Below are 20,336 nucleotides of genomic sequence, written 5' to 3' on the forward strand. Positions count from 1 at the left end.
CACTAAGAAGATACACTCGTTTTATTAAGCAAATATCCTGCTATTATTCTCGTTAATACCTCTCGATCCATCTGCAGCATGGGAACCCCTGCAGCTGCAAGCAGCTTTTCCGTATTGTCTGATGGAAAATAAATGGTCCGCTGAAAATAACTATGGAAAATGCTCATTGATTCATGAAAGGTCTTTTCCTCAATAGACATTTCTGCAGAGGATTCAGGGACACACATCTCCAATTGCGAAAAACCCAATACCTCTTTTACTATTTCATATATATCTGACTGTAAAGGCGGGTTAGGATTTGTAATATTGTAAATACCGCCATTCACTCCATGAATCAAGGCAGCATTCAGAGTATCTATAACATAATTCACCGGTACAAAGTTCTGGGCCACTTCAGGATCCAGATAGATTCTGCAGGTTCGGCCGTCCTGTTTCCGCATCGCCCTTTTTTTTAAGATCTTGATGCCTTTTAGAAAACCATATAAGCCGAAGTTTGTATCAGCTTCACCTGACCTGGAATCACCAATGATAATCCCTGGACGGAGAATAACAATATCCAATTTATCCCGAAAAGTATAAACGAGGTGTTCTGCCTCGCATTTGGAAGCTTCGTAGGGATTCACAAACTTCCTTTCCGTTGAGTATAGAGCCTCCGCACCCGAGACCTCTGTACCGACCGTATAGGCGGTACTGATATATAAAACCTTTGGGCAATTTATTACCAAAGCAAGCTTTAGAACATTCTCTGTGCCTCCCACATTCACTTCAAAAGTCTTATCCCGATCTTTTTCATCAAATGACAGAAGGGCTGCACCATGGTAAAAGGCATTTATCTTTCCTTTTAATGAATCCACTAATTTTCTATTCAATCCAAGATGCTCTTCTGTAACATCGCCTTCCAATATATGAATCTTCCTGGAAAAGCCGCGTGCTTCGCCTTGCATGAAGGCATCCAGCCGCTTTCTGCTTCTGACTAATAAATAAAGTTCATGCCCCTGTTCCAAAAGCTTGAGTGAGAGCTTTTTCCCTAAAAATCCGTTTGCACCTGTAATAAGTATTCTCAAAAAAGATTCACAGCCTTTCTACTTACATCCTTCTAAAAACTTTAGCGGGAAATCCAATTAAAAGCAATGGAAATACATTCACCCTAAATCAATTCATTAACAGCAGAAGCGCCTGGTTTTCCCAGGCGCCTTTTAGGATAAGTATTTGTGTTTTCCCTCAATCTTTCCGTCCCTGTCACAGACATCCTGAAAAGGACAGGCTGGACACTCATTCATATTGTACAATTCCGAAAACTTGTTTGTGTCTTCGAGAAGCGTCTTCATCATCTGCAAATAGTTTAATCCCGCTTCAAGGCTATCTTTACTTGGAATGAATACGTGCCTCTCATCATCCATTAATGTCACAACTTCAATTCTGGCCGGCCTTATTCCAAATACCCTTTCTGAAAAAACCACTGTTAGATGACTATAAAGCTCAAGCATTTGCTCGTCAGCATCCACCAGGAATTTCTTCACTATAAAAGTATCCTGCTGCCATTCCGCGACATCAAAAGTTAATGAGAGATCTGCATTCAGCTCTTTAAGATTCATTTTAAACTTTTCATACAAAAACAGCGGCTGAGCTATTTCCGATTCACTGCTTAAGTTTCTCATTAACCCATCTGTTACTGCAGCTGCAGCCATATAATATTGGAGGTGGGAGTCAAACATGCGCAGCTGGAGCCTTCTCCAATATTGATCGATCAGCATCATAACATTTGCAGGTGTCCGATGGCTTTGCGGCAGCTGAAAATAGGATGAAACGACTTTATTGATAATATGCTGAATGGCCTGACGCCAGCCAAGAGGATGCTTTTTCTTTTCGATATGTGTGTAATAAAATCTATAAGGACACCGAATAAAGTCCGTTAAATTCTGGTCAGTCATAGTGCGTACGGATACTTGAGGGCTTTTATTCAAATCCACGCCTCCTTAAAATATAACCTATGTTTGTGTAAGATTATCATTTATTTTATTTTAATTGATAATGATTATCAAAATCAACATGTTTCAGAAAATAAATAAAAAACGCCTTCAGCTTTGAAGGCGTCTTCTTTTCCTGCTTATTTTTCAAAAGGATAGATCATTTCTTTATCCAGCCCGATTTGTTCAAAGAAATGGTCATGAATGAATTGCCTGATTTCCATAAGCTCTGACCCTGTCGGAAAGGCAGAAACATTAATGGCCGGCAGGTGTCCTATCAGCTTAGATGACTGATTGAGCTCAGTAGAAATGACTAAATCAAACTCCTCATACTCTGAAATTAAATCAACACTTGATGAATCAAGGGTTGATATGGCAAGCTGGTGTCCAAAATGATATTTTAATACTTCCCTGATATAATCTTTTTCATAGTATGTCCGGCATACCAGTGCAGCCTGTATGACATGCTTATTTTTCCTTCGCAGGATAGCAGCCTGGAAAAGAGTAAAAATCTCAAGTACATTCAATTTACTAAAAACAAGAGGGATTTTCGAGAATGTCTCGGCTACCAGTTTTTCTAATGTTTGAAAAAGCGGGTTTGTCTCATAATACGGCAGATGCTGAAGCATTGAGCTTTGCAGTGTTTCAGTATTAAATTCATTCCCAAGATGAATCCTTTTAAAGGTCTGGTAAATGTGAAATAAAAAGATATCATCATCTGTCAGATTGAAGCCGGCTATGTCTGAAAGGCGTTCTAAGCAGACAGAAAAAGGATGTTCTTTTTCGCCTATCCTTCTCCTTCGCAGATACCGCAGATGCTTGGCCCGATTCGTAGGCCTTTCCTCGCTCATTAAATATACAGCAAAGAACAGAATCTCCTGAAGCTGTGTCTCCCTGGACGGAATCTTTTCTTTAGCGATATAATGCATTAAGTCTTTAGCAGCGAGAAAAAATTTACTATCTTTATATACATTCAGGAAAGCTATTGGAAACGCTGCAAAATATCCCATAGATATACGCAGATTTGATATATATATAACCATTTTGAGTCGTTGAATGGCTCCTGTCCGCAATGTAATAGAGTGTTCTGATGTTACTTCCAGTAAATCCTGCTGAAACCCCCCGGAATGCAGCCATTCCTGCTCAGCTTCAGGGCTAAAACTCATCAAATCTAAGTATTGCATAAGAAAACGCCTGATAATTCTTTCATCCCCAACTACTTTGAAAGGACTTGGAGTTAAGGCAAGCTGTGATTCCTTTAGCACTTCCTGCAGCTTCTCGATGTGGCGGTATGCTGTCGAACGGCTAATATGGACTTTATTGGAAATTTGGGCAATGTCAATTCCATCGCTCTTTAAAATCAGCTTTAACGTATGAAAATACGTATTTTTTTTTCGAATTTCACTTAAGATTGTTTCCAGTGTGCCGCTTTCAGGCTTTTTTAGCTTAATACCCAAGGTCTCATGCTTTTCCAGCTTCCAATTCTCCGGCAGAATCGTCTCCAGGAATTCCAGATCACGCCATATCGTGCTTTTGGAAAAGCCTGTTCGTTCTGCCAGCTGTGCTAAGCTGATCCACTTATTTTCACTGAGCAAATGAAAAATTAAATCTGAGTAGCGTTTATAAAACCTGTTCATATTATCACCTATCTTTTCAGGCTCTTCCAATTTATCATTTCTTTTACTGCCGAGACTTACTCATCCCCAAGCACAAAAAGACATGCTCCGGTGAACATGCCTTTAAAAAACAGTACAATAGTGAAATCTATCCGATATTGACCCAGCCTCTTTTAATCGCCTTGAGTACGGCCTGTGTCCGATCATTGACCTTAATCTTTCTTAAAATGCTGCTGACATGGTTTTTTACCGTTTTATCGCTAATAAAAAGCACCTTGCTGATATCAGTATTGCTATTCCCGTCCGCCAGAAGCTGCAGCACCTCACATTCGCGCCTTGTCAATATATGGAGCGGCCGCTGATAGCTTTGACTTGAAACATGATTGCTGGCTGAATTAAATTCTGTCAGCCTTCTATATTCCTTAATGATATTTTTCGTAACCTTCGGATCCAGATAACTGCCGCCTTCCGCAACAACCCTGACTGCCTCGACCAGCCCTTTAGCACCAATATCTTTGATTAGGTATCCGGCGGCGCCGTTCTGCAGAACCCGGGTGACATAATTTTCATCATCATAAAAAGATAAAATAATGACCTTGCTTTTCGTTTTGTTCTCATTCAGCTTATCCGTAGCCTTGATGCCATTCATATTAGGCATATCGATATCCATAATCATTACATCCGGCTTAAAAGCTTTATCAATTTTAAGAGCATCACGGCCATCTTCCCCTTCGGCAACTACTTCAATGCCCTCTTCCATTTCCAGAATTCGTTTGATGCCTTCTCTGTAAAGCTTATGATCATCTATTATCGCTATTTTCATTACCATCTATTCACCTGCTCAGTTTTTTCTGAACTAAAAAATCTATAGAACCAATTTTACAAAAGTTTTTTCAAGGCAAAGTTCCAAATATGAGGTCTGATGTTTCATATTAGAAATCCCCATGCTCCTCCTGGACATCAATCAAATAATCTGAATTTTATGGTATGATCAAATTACTTAGAGGAAGGGGTATTTTGGTTATGAACTCTTACAGCAGTACCTTAAATGGAGTTTTTCCATCTGTTTGCTCCCTGGATTGTCCGGATCAATGCGGCCTTCTGGTACATAAAAAAGATGGAAAAATCGTAAAAATTGAAGGGGATCCCAATCATCCCGTCACACAGGGGAATATTTGCAATAAGGTCCGCAACATGCCTTCAAGGATATATGACAGAAATCGCCTTAAATATCCTATGAAACGTGCCGGCACCAAAGGTGAAGGTCATTTTGTACGAATTGGGTGGAAAGAAGCCATAGACACGATTACCTCCAAATGGAAGGAGCTAATTGCTGAAAATGGGCCTGAAAGCATTCTGCCATACAGCTTCTATGGAAACATGGGCAGATTAAACGCTGAAGGTATGGACCGCCGTTTCTTCCATAAACTCGGAGCAGCCCAGCTTGACAGAACCATTTGCCAATCTGCCGGTACAGCAGGATATTCGTACACCATGGGAGGAAGCTTTGGAATTGATCCAGAAGATACCATCCATTCAAAGCTCATTATTCTATGGGGCATTAATGCAGTCAGCACGAACATGCATCAAATGATTCTTGCTCAAACGGCAAGAAAAAACGGTGCAAAAATCGTGGTTATTGACGTTCATAAAAACCAGACGGGGAAAATGGCCGACTGGTTTATCCCCATTACACCCGGCACAGACACTGCTCTTGCACTTAGCATTATGCATGTCCTGTTTGCGGAAAATTTAGTGGATGAGGCGTTTCTGAAGGAGTTTACTGTTGGCCATGAGGCACTTCGTGAACATGTGAAGGAGTATGACCCTGAAACAGCAACACGTTTAACAGGTGTCCCAAAAGAGGACATTATCAAATTAGCCCGTATGTACGGAGAGACTTCCCCAGCTTTTATCCGGATCGGCAACGGGCCGCAGCATCATGACAATGGAGGAATGTGCATCCGCACCATTTCATGTCTTCCTGCCCTAACAGGACAATGGCTCTTAAAGGGCGGCGGTGCCATCAAGGGAAACTCCGGGTATCTGGCTTTTAACACCGGAGCCCTGCAAAGGCCTGATCTCCTGCAAAAGAAGAATACACTAACTATTAATATGAACCGGATCAGTTCTGCACTGCTTGAACAGGACCAGCCGATTAAATCTATGTATGTGTATGGAACCAACCCTGCTGTTGTTGCACCGGAAGGGAATAAAGTCAGGAAAGGGCTGCAAAGAAAGGATTTGTTCCTTGTCGTGCATGATCTGTTCTTAACCGAAACGGCCAAATATGCTGACATTGTGCTTCCGGCCGCTTCCTCATTTGAGAATAAGGACATTTATTCATCCTATTGGCATCACTATATGCAGATTCAAGAGCCAGTCATTGAACCATACGGTGAATCAAAGTCAAATGTCGAAGTGTTTCGGCTTCTTGCAGAAGGGATGGGCTTTCATGATGACGTATTTTATGAAACGGAAGAAGAAATGATGGATGCCGCATTAAATTTTCCGGCTAACCCCTTCATTGAGGAGATCAATGCTGAATCCCTGAAGCGAGACAAGTTTATCAAGGCTGCGGTAAAACCGCTGTTTCCCGGCAGGCTGCCGACGCCAAGCGGAAAAATTGAATTATATTCGCAGAGAATGAAAGATGACGGTTATCCTCCTCTGCCTACCTATATACCGCTGAAGGAAGACGGCAATTTCCCGTTTCTATTTGTTCCTGCACCCAATCATAACTTTTTGAATTCAACCTTTTCAAATAATGAAAAACATGCAGGCATGGAGAAAGAGCCCCGTCTTCACTTGAATAGCAAGGATGCGAAGGATGCCGGAATCGAGGATGGAGATATCGTCCGCATTTGGAATGAGCGCGGGGAATGTGAATTGAAAGCGGCAGTTGGAGAGCTTGTCCTTCCTGGTACAGTAGTTTCACAGGGAATATGGGCAGATATCCCCGGAAGCAAATATCTCGTCAATTCACTGACCTCCGACCGGCTTTCCGATATGGGCGGCGGTGCCGTGTTCTTTTCAGGTCGGGTGAATGTTTCAAAAATCAGTTAAAAATAGCCCCTGCCATAGTGCAGGGGTTTTTATAAAGCTTTATCAGTCCTGCCATCTAAATTATTCAGGAAAGAATCAATATCCCTAGTGTTTTTCAGTACTATAACCTTTTTCCCTTCTGTTTTAAATTGAGAGAGCCTTTCAGCCATTTCTTTTTTGCGGCGCTTATATGTAGTCACAATGAATTTAATAAACTTCCAGTCCAGCTTTTCCCTGCACCCGGCTGCCATATCTGGCCTTGTTTTGCCCAGGTTGATCAGCCACCTTTTTACTACTCTGTACAGACAAATATACAGGGGAAGGTCAAGATAAATGACTGAATCGCATGCAGCTGCCCTGATTTCCAAAGTGCTGGTATAATTACCTTCCATAATCCACTGCCTTCTTTTCACTATTTCATGCTGTGCATCCGAAAATTCCTGAAGTCCGCTTTCCACCCAGCCGGGCTTCCAATATAAAACATCCAGATGATAAACCTCTATGCCTGTTTTCTTACCCAGTTTTCTGGCGAAGGTTGATTTCCCTGCGCCTGCCGATGCCCCCATCACCATTATTCTTTTCAAATAATCACCTTCCCTCGCCGTTTCCGCTTCAATACATTCAATATATGTACTTTAATTCCCTCTTTTAAAGCCAAAGTATTTCTCACTTAAAAATTCACCCTGATAAGTGCTATAATATGTAAGTATTTTAAAATGAGGGGCATGATTATATGGCAATGACAAAGAAAAAACGGGTAATAAAAGAGGTAAAACAGCTCATCATGATCACAATAGGTGCGATGATTGCAGCAGCAGGACTTGAGCTTTTCCTCGTTCCCAACAGCATTCTTGATGGCGGGATAATCGGTCTATCCATAATTGCTGCAGAGCTGACCGGGAAAACCATGAGTATATTCTTAATTATTCTAAACCTGCCATTTCTTTATATTGGCTACCGCAAGATAGGAATGAAATTCACGATACATACCTTATTCGGTGTTATTGTATTATCCGCAAGTACCGCATATCTCCATCATTTTGAGCCTATTACAAATGATTTATTTCTGGCAACCATCATTGGAGCAGTGATTCTTGGAACAGGGGTTGGCCTTGTGATCAGAACTGGCGGAGCTTTGGATGGATCAGAGATTATCGCCATCCTGGTCAGCAAGAAACGTCCGGTATCTGTTGGCCAATTTATCATGATTGTCAACGTATTTATCTTTATTCTTGCAGCTTTCCTCGTGTTCAGCTGGGAAACAGCCATGTACTCCATTATCACCTATTATATTGCTTACAAAATGATTGATATCGTTGTGGAAGGTATGGAAGAGCTGAAGTCGGTTACAATCATTTCTGATGTGCCTGAAGAAATCTCTGCCGAACTCCAAAAGCAATTGGGGCGCGGAATGACCTATATTCAGGGACAGGGTGTTTTTTCTGGAGAGCCCAAAAAGATTATTTATACAATCGTAACACGGATTGAATTGTCAACGCTCCGTTCCATTGTGGAAGAGATTGATCCTGGAGCATTAGTGGCAATTGAAAATATTGCCGATGTCAGCGGCAGTAATTTTGAAAAAGGCACTGCGCACTAAAAAAGCAGTCCCTGCACACACTGCTGTGCGGGACTGCTTTTTTTGTTATATGAACAGCAGCAGACTGAGCGCCATGACAGCCATCCCTGCCACAAGCCCATAAATGGAGGTATGGGCCTCATCATACTTCTTGGCAGCCGGCAATAATTCATCAAGAGAAATGAATACCATGATCCCGGCAACTGCAGCAAAAATGACACCAAACATGACATCATTTAAATATGGCATTAAGATCAAGTAAGCTACTACTGCACCAATAGGCTCTGACAGTCCTGATAAAAATGAGAGCTTAAAAGCCTTCTTCTTGCTTCCTGTGGCATAATAGACAGGAACTGAAACCGCAATTCCCTCTGGTATGTTATGAATGGCAATGGCCGCCGCAATGGCGATGCCAAGCGAAGGATCCTGGAGTGCAGAAGTAAACGTTGCAATTCCTTCAGGGAAATTATGAATCGCTATCGCCAATGCCGCAAACGTCCCCATTTTCAAGAGTGCCGGGTCCTGGACGGCATTGCCGGAATCATTCATTTCTTCTACTGTTCTTACTTCATGGGGATTATCCTTTTTAGGTATAAACCGGTCAATTAATGCTATAAGAAGGATCCCTCCAAAAAAACCTCCGACAGTTGCCCAGTTGCCGCTAACTTCCCCTAATGCTCCTACAAGCGCATCTTTGGCTTTTACAAAGATTTCTATCATGGAGACATAAATCATTACACCTGCGGAAAAGCCAAGTGCCAATGATAAAAACTTCGTATTCGTTCTAGAAGTAAAGAAAGCCATTAAACTGCCAATACCTGTCGCTAAGCCTGCAAACAAAGTAAGACCCAATGCAAATAATACTTCCTGCGACATTTCACTCTCTCCTTTTTCTCTATTGCCAAAAAGTTTCTCCAGGGCAACTTTTGCATAAAAAAAATATATATCAATAAGTATATGCGCCTAACTTAAAAAGTTTACTTTGGTAAACATTTTATCTTCAACCCAAACCAAAAGCAATAAAAAAGGACTATTCGATTGTTTTTTCTTCCATATTATAAGAGGGATTGAGGAAAATGTGCATATATAAATTAAAAACCTTCTCCTTTAATCAGGGCGAAGGTTCATTGCCAGACACGCTTTAATTTAAATAACTCCTGTATGTATCCAAAGACCGATATGGGTGACATGATCATTTGATAGAAAAGGATGAATGTAAAAAATCCTAATACATTTTTTCTGACTTTCAGATTCAAATTTTTAAACACATAATGCTTTTGATACAAATATAAAATACCGTAGCTTAAAATCGTAAGCGGCAGCACAAACAAGGTCGTTGGGCCAACAATCCAGAAATAACCGAAGAACGCAAGAATTAATCCCGGAATCCAGAAGAATGTATAAACCATATCTAAATACGGCATTATCAGATTAACCCCTGTTAAATATTTTGTGTAGATTTGAGGCTGTTTCCATGGCTTGATTTCATTCAGTCCTTCTATCATTCCCCTTGCCCACCTCGATCTTTGCTTGGCAAAGTGAGATAAAGAAGAAGGAACCTCGGTAAAAGCAACAGCCAGCGGTTCAAAATATACCTTCCATTCTATTTGCAGCAGCCTCCAAGTTAATACAATATCTTCGCCAATGGCATCAGGCCAGCCATTTACCTGACGGACTGAGTCAGCTTTGTATAAACTGAAAGCCCCTTGAGCAACCAGTGTTCCCTGATATAACCCCTGCAGTCTTTTTATTGATGCGATTCCCAGGTAATAGTCCCACTCTTGTGTTTTAGTCAGGAGGTTTTCCCGGCTATTACGTACAAGCATGGAGCCTGCCACCGCGCCTACCTCTTCGGGACTGCTTTCCATGCGTGATACTAAAAAGCGGACTGCTGAAGGATGCAGCAGTGTATCTGCATCCAGTGTGATTACATATTCTGTTGTCACATGCTCAAGACCTCTATTTAATGCATTGAATTTTCCGGCCTTAGGTTCATTCAAAATATCAATCGTAAGATTAAGCTCCCTTTGAGCTCTTTCTACTTCACGGTGAGTATGGTCAGCAGAACCATTATTTATAACGATGACCTTAATTTTCCCATGATAATCCTGACTTGCCACATAGCTTAACGTTTGAAAGATTGTTTTCTCTTCATTGAAGGCAGCTATAAGCATTGTCACTTCCTTATCAGGATCAGCATTTTTAAAAGATGGCTGCCTGTCCAAAAGCAGGCTCATTACCATAAAGGCATTCATATAGCCCGGTACATAAGCAATACCGCCAATAATAAAAATGCTGATCGGGAGAGTGACTATTTCTGATAAATCCTTCAGCCAAGGCAATGATAGATAAATAGAAAAAACCATCCAAAGTGCTGAAACGAGGTGACTGAATACAAACTTTTTATTAATAGAGACATATAACTTCTTTCTCTCACGCCTTGCTATCGGCTTGATGGGTGTTAGACTTGGCTGCATTGGCTCACCTTCAAAATAATATAGTTAATTTAAAAATATATGATTATTGTAGTGAAGTAACCTGGTAATTTATACTAGATTACCAGGCAGAATGTCTGCATTTATATCAAGAAATAAGAGCAGCCATAGACTGCTCCTCACCCGTATCTTATTTTAGAAAGGTCCCATTCATATATTCTCTATAAGCGGTCCGTATTTCTTCTTCTGTATTCATAACAAACGGTCCACGTGCCACAACCTGCTCTTTGACCGGATCGCCTGCATACAGCAGAAACCGCATAGGCTCTTCGGCTTTAACGGCTATTTCACTTTCACCGTTTCCGCCATGTTCCAATTCAAGGACCTGGCTATTGGCCCCTTGAACACCATTTTCCCCAAAAATCCCGCTGCCCTCTATAATATAAATAAAGCCTTTGTAGCTCCCAGGCAGGTCCAGTGAAACTTTAGCGCCTTTTTCTATCCTTACTTCAACCATTGTGACAGGCACATGATTTAAGGTTGGAGATACAACACCCTTGGAGGAACCAGAGAAGACCTTAATAACAGCACCCTCTTCCTCCCAGACAGGTACGTCACTGCCTTTGAGGTTTTGATATCTTGGTGAAGTCATTTTCTTCTCCCGCGGAAGATTGATCCACAGCTGCAGCGAATGGGCAGTTATTCCTTCTGACGGCACTTCATTGTGAACAACCCCGCTGCCAGCTGTCATCCATTGGACATCTCCTGGCCCTAATACACCGCCCTCACCGGAATGACTGTCATAGTGCTCAATGGCTCCTTTAATAACATAAGTGACTGTCTCAATTCCGCGATGGGGATGAACGTCAAACGCTCCTTTTTGAAATTTATCTTCCATCATCAGCAGAAAGGGATCATACTTCTCCCAATTTCCCGGTTCTATTACAGGTCCTGCTGCATGGATGGGACTGTGCTCCTGCAATGTCACATTCCTGACTGAAGCAATAGCCCGTTTGGTATTTCTTTTATTCACCATATGCCACCTCTCCCTATATTTGAAAAGGAGCAACTGCAAAAACAATTGCTCCCTCTTTAATTATTGGTTACCTTTTTTAATCCAGCTGGCAACTGTGACAGTTCTTTTCGCCTGATGCTTAACAGCTTCCTTCACATCTTCAATCATTTTTCCATCCTGATCAACTGTTACGCTTGTTCCATATGGATTGCCGCCTGCTCCAAAAAGAACCGGATCGGTGTAGCCAGGAGCAGCCACAATCGCTCCCCAGTGATACATTGTAGTGTAAAGAGACAGAATCGTTGCTTCCTGGCCTCCATGCGGATTTTGAGCTGATGTCATTGCACTTACTGCCTTATTCATAAGCTTTCCTTTTGCCCAGAGACCTCCGGTTGTATCAAGGAACTGCTTCATTTGGGAAGGCATATTTCCGAAACGGGTAGGTACACTGAATATGATGGCGTCTGCCCATTCAAGATCGTCAGGCTTAATTTCAGGGACATCCTTTGTCGCTTCAATAGTTGCTTTCCATGCTGGATTGCCTTCAATGGCAGATTGAGGTGCCAGTTCCGGGACCTTAAACACTTTTACTTCCGCACCAGCTTCTTTGCCGCCTTCCTCCGCCCACTTAGACAATTGGTAGTTTGTTCCGCCCATGCTGTAAAAAATGACCGCCAATTTTACGTCTTCCATGTTAATCGTCTCCTTTTTGGTTGAATTTCCAAATAACCTTGATAGGATTCCCATAACAGCACTCCCTATTCTTTCATCCTCTTCCCTTTTCATACACTTTAATAACAATCATTATATTTGTTTATACCAGCGGGCAGCAGCCTCCACTTCACCCATAGTTAATTGGTGTCCAAAATTTTCCCAGTGAAGTTCTGCCTTCGCTCCAGCGCTTTCCAATAAAGACTGTAAATCAGTGGATTCTTCTGCGGGACAAATGGGATCATTGGTTCCGGCTGCTATAAATACGGATGTTCCGCTAAGATCAGGCAGTTTAACACCTCGCCTTGGAACCATCGGATGGTGCAAAATGGCCGCTCTTAAAGCGTTCTCATGATGGAATAATAAACTTCCTGCAATATTAGCTCCATTTGAATAGCCAATTGCCACGATGTTTTCACGGTCAAAATCGTAATTTTGGGCAGCTTCATTTAAGAAATCGTTCAACTCTTTCGTGCGGAAAATCAGATCTTTTTCATCAAAGACACCTTCTGCCAGTCTGCGGAAAAATCTCGGCATCCCATTTTCCAGCACATTACCGCGCACACTAAGAACAGAAGCATCCGGATCTATATGACTTGCAAGCGGAAGCAGGTCAGTTTCTGTTCCTCCCGTTCCGTGAAGCAGCAATAATACAGGCTTTAAAGAATTCTTTCCTTTTTGAAATATGTGTTTCATCGTATCTTCCTCTCTAAGGTTTATTCCAGTTCCCTGACTTTAATAGGAATTAATTTTCGCTCGATGCGACTTCGCATAGTCTCATATTGTTCAGGCAGCATCAGCTTTTCACCCATTTTTCCGGACGATTCATCATGCGCAAATCCTGGCGGGTCCGTTGCAATTTCAAAAAGAATCTCCCCATGCTCCCGAAAATAAATAGCATTAAAATATTTCCGATCCTTTACTGGAGTTACTCCATAACCATTGGACCTCACATATTCCTGCCACTCCAATTGGGCCTGGTTATCTTCTGCCCGCCAGGCGATATGATGGACAGTGCCGACACCCATCTTTCCACGCTTGCCGGTGGTCTTTTTCAGATCTATGACATTGCCGATTTCTGCTGAGGATTTGAATCGGATCATTTCTCCCTCTTCCCCCATTCGCTCTATACCCATTACTTTTTCGAGCAGATGTGCTGTTTGTTCCGGCTGGGATGAATAAAGAATGGCCCCTGCAAAGCCTTTAACTGCAACATCAGGAGTGATGCCTGCAAATGACCAAGTATTTGGCTCACCCTCATCTCTTTCAACCATTTCTAATACGAGACCATGCGGATCATGAAATCTTATTGATTCTTCACTGAATCTTTTTTCGATTGTGTAAGAGATTTTAAATTTCGCCAACCGGTCCTTCCAGAATTCAAGGGCATCTTTTGGAATAGCATAGGAGGTGACCCCAACCTGGCCATCCCCAATGACTCCCCGTAAGGCATTGGCCCATGGGAAGAAGGTGATGATGGTTCCTGGCTTCCCTTCCTTATTGCCAAAATACAGGTGATAAGTGCCCGGGTCATCAAAATTCACAGTCTGTTTGACCATCCTTAAACCTAATACGCCTGCATAGAAATCGGCATTTTCCTGCGGATGGCCGACGATTGCGCTTATATGATGGATTCCACTGGTTTTTCTGTTCACTTTTAACACCTCTTCTTCTTTAATGTAACCAGAATTCAATCTATGAAACTCATTTTAAGTCGAATATTATTAATTCAAGATAATTAAGCTTGTTACTTCGAAATGATTTATCTTGAATTCGAGATAATTATAAAATACATATTTACTAATGTCAATCTTTCAGAAACAGTAACGAAGTTAGATCTATCCTAGTTGATTCAGCATATTGACATCTTCTTAAACATAAAGGAATATATGAATTATATTATTAGAATCTTCCGACAAATAAACGGAGGTAAGAATATGTACAATGCATACTGCCGAATATACCAGAAAACCTACAAGCTGCTATCCCCTTTTCTGCCATGGCGGGAACCGGAGTTAATCGAAGGACCCAATAGCCTGGACAGACTGCCGGATATAATTAAACAGAAAGAAATCAGCAGAATTTTGATTGTCACTGACAGCGGCATCACTGCTCTTGGCCTGATGGATGGTTTGCTATTAAGTTTACAGAAAAGAAATATTGAATACCATATTTATGATAAGACCATTCCTAATCCAACAATTAGTAATATTGAAGAAGCACTTGAGGTATATATCAAGAAAAATTGCCAGGGTATTCTTGCATTTGGCGGGGGTTCGCCAATGGATTGTGCTAAAGGCGTTGGTGCCAGAGCTGTGAGGCCTGAGAAAAGCATTCCGCAAATGAAAGGCCAATTTAAGGTCAGAAAAGCTCTCCCTCCCCTTTTTGCCGTTCCGACTACAGCAGGCACTGGAAGTGAAGCCACTGTTGCAGCGGTCATTACGGACAGCCGGTCACATGAGAAATACGCAATCATTGATTTGAACTTAATCCCTCATTATGCCGTTCTTGATCCATTGATTACCATTAAGCTGCCGCCTCATATCACAGCTGCAACCGGTATGGATGCAATGACTCATGCCATAGAAGCGTACATTGGGAGAAGCACGACTGCAGAGACCAGAAAATTCAGTATTGATGCAGTCAGGCTGATTTACGATAATCTTTACGAAACATATGTGAATGGAGAAAACCTGGATGCAAGAGCCAGCATGCAAAAGGCTGCATATCTTGCAGGACTGGCTTTTACGCGATCATATGTCGGCAATGTTCATGCTATCGCCCATACGCTGGGAGGATTTTATTCGGTCCCTCACGGTTTGGCTAATGCCGTCATTCTTCCTTATGTACTGGAGTATTACGGAGAGACAGTCTGGGAACCTTTAGCTGAATTAGCAATAGCTGCAGGTATTGGTGATCCTGCAGCTTCAGATGGAGAAAATGCAAAAAGCTTTATCAGCAGCATAAAAGCCCTTAACCATAAAATGGAGATTCCACAAAGGGTGAGCGGAATTATAGATAATGACATTCCGTTAATGGCTGAACGTGCCTTGAAGGAAGCCAATCCCTTGTACCCTGTGCCGAAAATCTTCGGCAAAAATGATATGTTAACACTGTATCAATTGATAAAGGAATAGAACTATCAATAGCTCAAAACACAAATAAAAGGCAGATGCATATTAAAATTCATTCTGCCTTATACCCTACATTATCTGAACCAGCCCTTTCTCTTAAACCACCAAAACATGCCCATGGCAATCATAAACATTAATAACAGAGTTTCAAAATATCCATATTTCCAGGATAATTCCGGCATGTTTTCAAAATTCATTCCATAAATGCCCGCTATAAAAGTTAATGGCATGAAAATGGTGGTTATCACGGTAAGAACTCTCATCACCCGGTTAGTCTGGTGGGAGTTGATCGATAAATAACTGTCACGGATATCAGTCGTCAATTCCCTGTTTTCATCAATCATTTCAGTTAATTTCAATAAGTGGTCATGAATATCTGCAAAATATTCGTATCTTTCCTTGACACCCTTAAGCCTATGGGAATTAATGACCCGATAGATTAAATCCCTCATTGGAATCACTGTATACCGGATTTGCAATAAATGATGGCGTATATCAAATAATTTCTCCAATAATTCTTCCATTGTTTCATCGTTAGGATTATCTTCAATGAGACTCAGGCGATCTTCCAGCTGATAAACAATGGGAAAGTAATTATCCACTATTTTATCAATGATATGGTACATAACCAGATAAGGATCCCACTTATTAATCTTCTTACTTAAGTTAAGCCTTTCCCAAACATCATTCATTTCCCTGGATGATTCATGATGGTAGGATACTATGTAATTAGAACCGATAAAAAAGTTAATCTCCTGTTTATCCTCATTTATATGATTTAAGCTATGGGTGACAAAAAAGCTATAGTCTTCATAATAGTCCATTTTAGGGCGCTGAAGTTTGACTACACAATCCTCAATGGCCAGGGGATGAAAGTGAAAAGTCTTTTCAAGTTCAGCTGTCTCCGTCTCGGTTGGCTGATCAAAATCAACCCAGAACCACTTATAACTTTCCCACTCCGCTTTCAGCCTCTCTAAAGTAATATCATTCTTCAATTCATTTTTCTTATTAACAGCTTGTATTCTAATCATGATTGTCTCCTAGTCTGTACATCATAAAACGTATTTTTTCCCATTCTGAGGAAGAATATCGGTGATATTTAATATTTACCTCTTCAGCCGAACATGTTAAACTTATTCTTTTTTAAAAGTAGAATCGATACATGTATAGATAGCAAAGAAACCAGGTTGCTGAATCGCCTGGCCTGCCCTACTAGTCCCGAATTCTTTTAAACGGAAGAAAGATTTTTCACAAAGCCTGTACTCTTTGCCTGAAAACCCAATCTTATATAAAATTGATGTGCATTTTTGCGTACTGCTCTGTTACCGCTATTAAAAACGATTGCTGCTGCCCCCAATTGTTCTGCATAATGTTCAACAGCCTGCATCAGCTTCTTCCCTGCTCCGATTCCTCTGTACTCTTTATCTGTAACTAAGGCAATGATCCGGATATGAATGCCGTCTGCATTATATAAAAGACCAATATGGAATCCAGCCATTCCGATCACTTTATCTTTCAAGCAAGCCACTATTGTATAGTAATCAGGATGTAAAAAAATGGCATTCAGCCTCTTTTCCATTTGCTCCCTTGATACCGGATACCATTAGTCTGGCAAGATGAGGAATATCCTCATTAGCTGCCTCTCTGGTATATATGTGAAGCTCCCTTTCCTGCATGGGTTTATTCCCTTGTCCAAATCGCTTTTGTATATCCAATTTTCAGACCTGCTTTTTCCATATTGTTCTGGCTAACTGAACCAAACCTTGCCTGCCCAGTCACAAGTTCGGAATTATTGGTAATCGCCTGGTAAATTCGGGCTTGTATTAGCGCCCCATGTACCCCCCTGTTCCTGAAAGCTGGCAAAACAGCTGCAGCCGCAAGACTCGCTGTTCTCTCTTCGATATAAACAACCCCTATTCCAGCTGATTCATTGTTTACAAGGGCAAGGTAAAAGAACCAGTTTTTATTGTTATAAAGAACTTCATTATTTTCAGCTATCCCCTGGCTTAGAAATCCAGGCAAGCCAAATCCCTTTGTATATAGCTCACCGAAAAGATGAAAGTCGCTTCTTTGCATCCTGCGTATATCAATATCGGCATGTATCGGAGTGTCTTCCAGACTTGATGTTTCCGCATATAAAGTGGTATGGAAATCACATTGATAGAACCCTTTTTGGTGAAGCAGCTTCAGTAATTCTGATGATCCGTTAGATGGGGTGATCTCCAATCGAACCGGTATTCTTTTTTCCTGATAGAAATCTATTAATTGATCCAGGACCTCTGCATCTGCTTCACTGAAACCTTTTACAAGATTGAAGGCTGGTCCCGGCATATTATTGGCAGTAAACGCTGTTGTCCTGCCAATTCTTTTAATTTCCACGCCCATTGGATTTCCGTCCCTATTTTGAATAGCCGTCAATCTGGAGTGCAGCACATCAGTCTCTGCCTGATCCAGCCTCACAGCCAAGTCCGTTTTCATCACTAGTTTCATCATTCTCACCTCATTTATTAATCGTCAAGTCTTCCAAACGAATGCAATATTTTATATCGTTTAACTGCAAGTATCCCTTTCCAATGATTGCGTGCAACCGGGAACTCATTTTCAAATTGTCCCCAGCTCCAGTTAATGTCCCAAGTCCCTTCATTTGAAAGCTGCTCAATATAGAAATCAAGATTATCATTTATGTACGTTCCAAATTCCATAGAAAGAAAGTCCTCAGGCTGCTCAGCAAAATCCAATGGAGTGGCTACATAGCCTTCTGACCATACTGCTTTACTCTTACCGGCAGCTTGATAAGCAAGTGCATTCACTTTTTCAGCCGTTTCCTTGAGCGAGTAATGAATTCTTGAATCGAATTCAGTTTCCTGCCCAGGCATCAGCTTAACCAGCTGCTGAAAATTATTTATTTGATGTCTATCCATCTCATCTGCTTTCATTAAATAGTCAATTGCACTTTTTACGGTTTTCCATCCTATTTCAGCAGCACTGCTTCCAGGTGCTGACCAATGCAATAAAAACCCGGCGAGCTCTGCGCTCGGATTATAAGACCAATTGTCCTGGACATTCTCGGTCCAATGCCACCATGGAGCATGCGGGTAGTCATTGTTAGAAGGCATCACAGATGGCCACATATACTTCTCATGCATATAGCTGCTTTCTAAATAATTTACTAGTTTTTGTACTACATTCAACTCGGGCTTTGCTTCAATGTCCAGTAAAATTTGTCCGGCAGCCCAGGAAGCCATTGGTGACGAATGAGGTGACCAGAAATCCGGTTCAATGCCATGTCCAAATCCTCCGTCTTCATTCTGAAACGCTTCAATACACTCTATTACCCTTTCATCGTTACGATCCTCAAAATGATAAGACCATAGGGCTGATTCCAGAGGCCTTGCATTTCTTTTTATCCATCTGCTTGTCTTTTCAAATTTTTCCTTCGGTATCTTCATAGATAAGTTCCCTTCCTATACAGGCCGATTGATTTCTAATAAGATCTTCTAGCCATACTTTTAATTTCCTTTTTTAAACAATAAAAAAAGGAAAAGAGTTAATGCTCTTTTCCTAATCAATCCATTTTACAATATCATCGAATGGTCTGCGTGTTTTTGGCCTAGGATCCTTCACTCTATACCCAAAGGCACACATTACCGACAGCCCGAAGCTGCCTTCTTCAAGCAAGCCTTCCTCATTTAGCAGCTTATTCATTTTTTCAATGTCAAACCCCTCAATTGGGCAGGAATCTATGCCAATTTGTGCAGCGGCGGTCATCATATTCCCAAGTGCGATGTAGCTTTGTTTACAGGCCCAGTCAAAAAGAGGCCGATCTCCTTCCAGAAGATCAAAATCGGACTTCTGAAATTCCTCGATCCGCTGCAAATATTTCTCCATCATCTCTTCCGGCATCCCGAGAGTATTTTTAAAATGATCCTTCAAATACTGCGAGTCATATTTAGTATCATTTTTTGTTCTTGCCAGGATTAAAACAAAGTGGCTGGCTTCAGGCAGTTTACCGAATGCTCCCCAGGCTGCATTTTTAATTTTCTCACGGAGCTCCTGATTCTGAACAACCACAAAACGCCATGGTTCAAAGCCAAATGAACTTGGTGACAGACGGCCTGTCTCTAATATAAACTTGAAATCTTCTTCGGGAATTTTTTTATTTGGATCAAATTCCTTTGTCGCATGCCTGAATTGATAGGCATTCAATATTTCTTCCTTTAAAGCTTCCTTTTCACGCAAATGCAAACACTCCTTCTCTGATTGATCTAATATAAACGTAACACATTGCCAGCACAACTTTCATGAAATCAGCTTTTAGTCTGCCCCTTTTACTCCTAATTTTAATCCCTTTGGGCACTTTCACTGCAGATCCATTGACAGCCTGATCATATCCCGGCAGCGGATTCCATTTTCATGGATATCGTCTTTGTAATGCCGTACAAAAAAGTTTTTATCGATTCCGGTGATTTTAAAGCCGCATTTCTGATAAAGAGCAAGCTGCCCAATACTGGAATTACCAGTTCCAATCTCAAGGGTCTTAATCCCGCTTTGAGAAGCAGCCTCTATTGCATGCTGTATAAGTTTTCTGCCAATGCCCCCTCCCTGATATCTTTCCTCGACAGCAATATTAACAATCTCACAGGTCCCAGGTCTTGTGTCAAGAAGGATATACACGCCGACTGCTGCTTCATTAAATTCTGCGACATATGTAGTTCCTCGTATTATATAATCCTTAATAAATTCAATTGAAGGATCGGCCAATAGCAGAAGATGCATTGGAGGGGGCTCTGAATGGCCAATTTTTCGAATCTTCATATGTCCTCATTCCTAGGCC

At 41.4% G+C, this 20,336-nt stretch carries 20 protein-coding genes; 3 read left to right on the forward strand and 17 right to left on the reverse strand.

Features of this window, described 5'->3' with window-relative positions; translation table 11 throughout:
• Window positions 1-2: 2 nt before the first annotated feature.
• The 4 genes from AC6CHU_RS05765 to AC6CHU_RS05780 all read right to left on the reverse strand — a co-directional run bounded on the left by AC6CHU_RS05765 (window position 3) and on the right by AC6CHU_RS05780 (window position 4,412).
• A complete protein-coding gene (locus AC6CHU_RS05765; protein ID WP_159862878.1) occupies window positions 3-1,064 on the reverse strand; it encodes an SDR family oxidoreductase in 1,062 nt (353 codons plus the stop codon).
• Window positions 1,065-1,196: 132 nt separating this feature from the next.
• Window positions 1,197-1,964 (reverse strand): hypothetical protein, encoded by a 768-nt coding sequence (locus AC6CHU_RS05770; protein WP_159862877.1) that lies wholly within the window; start codon window positions 1,962-1,964, stop codon window positions 1,197-1,199.
• Window positions 1,965-2,107: 143 nt separating this feature from the next.
• Entirely contained in the window at window positions 2,108-3,604 is a 1,497-nt protein-coding gene (locus AC6CHU_RS05775) for a BglG family transcription antiterminator (RefSeq protein ID WP_159862876.1), read from the reverse strand.
• A 127-nt stretch (window positions 3,605-3,731) separates the two neighbouring features.
• The gene (locus AC6CHU_RS05780) at window positions 3,732-4,412 is read right to left on the reverse strand and encodes a response regulator (protein ID WP_159862875.1); all 681 of its coding nucleotides are present in this window, start codon (window positions 4,410-4,412) and stop codon (window positions 3,732-3,734) included.
• A 194-nt stretch (window positions 4,413-4,606) separates the two neighbouring features.
• On the opposite strand from AC6CHU_RS05780, the gene AC6CHU_RS05785 reads away from it, so the two are divergent.
• On the forward strand, window positions 4,607-6,649 hold the full coding sequence (locus AC6CHU_RS05785; protein ID WP_159862874.1) for a molybdopterin oxidoreductase family protein: 2,043 nt from the start codon (window positions 4,607-4,609) through the stop codon (window positions 6,647-6,649).
• Window positions 6,650-6,678: 29 nt separating this feature from the next.
• Here AC6CHU_RS05785 and AC6CHU_RS05790 read toward each other — a convergent pair whose 3' ends face one another.
• Window positions 6,679-7,212 (reverse strand): P-loop NTPase family protein, encoded by a 534-nt coding sequence (locus AC6CHU_RS05790; RefSeq protein ID WP_159862873.1) that lies wholly within the window; start codon window positions 7,210-7,212, stop codon window positions 6,679-6,681.
• Window positions 7,213-7,361: 149 nt separating this feature from the next.
• Between AC6CHU_RS05790 and AC6CHU_RS05795 the strand changes: the two genes are divergently transcribed.
• Window positions 7,362-8,228: a YitT family protein gene (locus tag AC6CHU_RS05795; protein ID WP_159862872.1), complete on the forward strand. Its 867-nt coding sequence runs from the start codon at window positions 7,362-7,364 to the stop codon at window positions 8,226-8,228.
• 45 nt (window positions 8,229-8,273) lie between these two features.
• Here the strand turns inward: AC6CHU_RS05795 and zupT are convergent, their stop codons facing one another.
• The 6 genes from zupT to AC6CHU_RS05825 all read right to left on the reverse strand — a co-directional run bounded on the left by zupT (window position 8,274) and on the right by AC6CHU_RS05825 (window position 14,023).
• Window positions 8,274-9,083 carry a zinc transporter ZupT gene (gene zupT, locus AC6CHU_RS05800; protein WP_159862871.1) on the reverse strand — a complete coding sequence of 270 codons (810 nt, stop codon included), beginning with the start codon at window positions 9,081-9,083 and terminating at the stop codon, window positions 8,274-8,276.
• 248 nt (window positions 9,084-9,331) lie between these two features.
• The gene (locus AC6CHU_RS05805; RefSeq protein ID WP_159862870.1) at window positions 9,332-10,684 is read right to left on the reverse strand and encodes a glycosyltransferase family 2 protein; all 1,353 of its coding nucleotides are present in this window, start codon (window positions 10,682-10,684) and stop codon (window positions 9,332-9,334) included.
• Window positions 10,685-10,832: 148 nt separating this feature from the next.
• The gene (locus AC6CHU_RS05810; protein WP_159862869.1) at window positions 10,833-11,678 is read right to left on the reverse strand and encodes a pirin family protein; all 846 of its coding nucleotides are present in this window, start codon (window positions 11,676-11,678) and stop codon (window positions 10,833-10,835) included.
• 60 nt (window positions 11,679-11,738) lie between these two features.
• Window positions 11,739-12,350 carry an NAD(P)H:quinone oxidoreductase gene (wrbA, locus tag AC6CHU_RS05815; RefSeq protein ID WP_159862868.1) on the reverse strand — a complete coding sequence of 204 codons (612 nt, stop codon included), beginning with the start codon at window positions 12,348-12,350 and terminating at the stop codon, window positions 11,739-11,741.
• Between the two features lie 111 nt (window positions 12,351-12,461).
• Entirely contained in the window at window positions 12,462-13,064 is a 603-nt protein-coding gene (locus tag AC6CHU_RS05820; protein WP_498120693.1) for an alpha/beta hydrolase, read from the reverse strand.
• 20 nt (window positions 13,065-13,084) lie between these two features.
• A complete protein-coding gene (locus AC6CHU_RS05825; protein WP_498120695.1) occupies window positions 13,085-14,023 on the reverse strand; it encodes a ring-cleaving dioxygenase in 939 nt (312 codons plus the stop codon).
• 282 nt (window positions 14,024-14,305) lie between these two features.
• Between AC6CHU_RS05825 and AC6CHU_RS05830 the strand changes: the two genes are divergently transcribed.
• On the forward strand, window positions 14,306-15,505 hold the full coding sequence (locus AC6CHU_RS05830; protein WP_159862866.1) for an iron-containing alcohol dehydrogenase: 1,200 nt from the start codon (window positions 14,306-14,308) through the stop codon (window positions 15,503-15,505).
• A 71-nt stretch (window positions 15,506-15,576) separates the two neighbouring features.
• On the opposite strand, the gene corA is transcribed toward AC6CHU_RS05830, so the two are convergent.
• From corA to AC6CHU_RS05860, 6 genes are all read right to left on the reverse strand, one after another.
• A complete protein-coding gene (gene corA / locus AC6CHU_RS05835; RefSeq protein WP_498120697.1) occupies window positions 15,577-16,533 on the reverse strand; it encodes a magnesium/cobalt transporter CorA in 957 nt (318 codons plus the stop codon).
• 197 nt (window positions 16,534-16,730) lie between these two features.
• A complete protein-coding gene (locus AC6CHU_RS05840; RefSeq protein WP_498120700.1) occupies window positions 16,731-17,081 on the reverse strand; it encodes a GNAT family N-acetyltransferase in 351 nt (116 codons plus the stop codon).
• Window positions 17,082-17,182: 101 nt separating this feature from the next.
• Window positions 17,183-17,992: a GNAT family N-acetyltransferase gene (locus AC6CHU_RS05845; protein WP_159863031.1), complete on the reverse strand. Its 810-nt coding sequence runs from the start codon at window positions 17,990-17,992 to the stop codon at window positions 17,183-17,185.
• A gap of 17 nt (window positions 17,993-18,009) precedes the next feature.
• Window positions 18,010-18,951, reverse strand: a complete 942-nt coding sequence (locus tag AC6CHU_RS05850; RefSeq protein ID WP_159862864.1) for a hypothetical protein — start codon at window positions 18,949-18,951, stop codon at window positions 18,010-18,012.
• A 112-nt stretch (window positions 18,952-19,063) separates the two neighbouring features.
• Window positions 19,064-19,741, reverse strand: coding sequence for an NAD(P)H-dependent oxidoreductase (locus AC6CHU_RS05855; protein WP_159862863.1), 678 nt, complete (start codon window positions 19,739-19,741; stop codon window positions 19,064-19,066).
• 120 nt (window positions 19,742-19,861) lie between these two features.
• Window positions 19,862-20,317 carry a GNAT family N-acetyltransferase gene (locus tag AC6CHU_RS05860; protein WP_159862862.1) on the reverse strand — a complete coding sequence of 152 codons (456 nt, stop codon included), beginning with the start codon at window positions 20,315-20,317 and terminating at the stop codon, window positions 19,862-19,864.
• Window positions 20,318-20,336: the final 19 nt, after the last annotated feature.

The sequence above is a fragment of the Cytobacillus sp. GQ23 genome, assembly GCF_059758675.1.

What these genes read in the sequence shown, in the direction of transcription:
- AC6CHU_RS05845 (WP_159863031.1), bottom strand. Translation starts at nt 17,992, where the DNA reads ATGAAACTAGTGATGAAAACGGACTTGGCTGTGAGGCTGGATCAGGCA.
- AC6CHU_RS05795 (WP_159862872.1), top strand. Translation starts at nt 7,362, where the DNA reads ATGGCAATGACAAAGAAAAAACGGGTAATAAAAGAGGTAAAACAGCTC.
- AC6CHU_RS05775 (WP_159862876.1), bottom strand. Translation starts at nt 3,604, where the DNA reads ATGAACAGGTTTTATAAACGCTACTCAGATTTAATTTTTCATTTGCTC.
- AC6CHU_RS05805 (WP_159862870.1), bottom strand. Translation starts at nt 10,684, where the DNA reads ATGCAGCCAAGTCTAACACCCATCAAGCCGATAGCAAGGCGTGAGAGA.
- AC6CHU_RS05840 (WP_498120700.1), bottom strand. Translation starts at nt 17,081, where the DNA reads ATGGAAAAGAGGCTGAATGCCATTTTTTTACATCCTGATTACTATACA.
- AC6CHU_RS05860 (WP_159862862.1), bottom strand. Translation starts at nt 20,317, where the DNA reads ATGAAGATTCGAAAAATTGGCCATTCAGAGCCCCCTCCAATGCATCTT.
- AC6CHU_RS05810 (WP_159862869.1), bottom strand. Translation starts at nt 11,678, where the DNA reads ATGGTGAATAAAAGAAATACCAAACGGGCTATTGCTTCAGTCAGGAAT.
- AC6CHU_RS05780 (WP_159862875.1), bottom strand. Translation starts at nt 4,412, where the DNA reads ATGGTAATGAAAATAGCGATAATAGATGATCATAAGCTTTACAGAGAA.
- AC6CHU_RS05850 (WP_159862864.1), bottom strand. Translation starts at nt 18,951, where the DNA reads ATGAAGATACCGAAGGAAAAATTTGAAAAGACAAGCAGATGGATAAAA.
- AC6CHU_RS05830 (WP_159862866.1), top strand. Translation starts at nt 14,306, where the DNA reads ATGTACAATGCATACTGCCGAATATACCAGAAAACCTACAAGCTGCTA.
- AC6CHU_RS05785 (WP_159862874.1), top strand. Translation starts at nt 4,607, where the DNA reads ATGAACTCTTACAGCAGTACCTTAAATGGAGTTTTTCCATCTGTTTGC.
- AC6CHU_RS05820 (WP_498120693.1), bottom strand. Translation starts at nt 13,064, where the DNA reads ATGAAACACATATTTCAAAAAGGAAAGAATTCTTTAAAGCCTGTATTA.
- zupT (WP_159862871.1), bottom strand. Translation starts at nt 9,083, where the DNA reads ATGTCGCAGGAAGTATTATTTGCATTGGGTCTTACTTTGTTTGCAGGC.
- corA (WP_498120697.1), bottom strand. Translation starts at nt 16,533, where the DNA reads ATGATTAGAATACAAGCTGTTAATAAGAAAAATGAATTGAAGAATGAT.
- wrbA (WP_159862868.1), bottom strand. Translation starts at nt 12,350, where the DNA reads ATGGAAGACGTAAAATTGGCGGTCATTTTTTACAGCATGGGCGGAACA.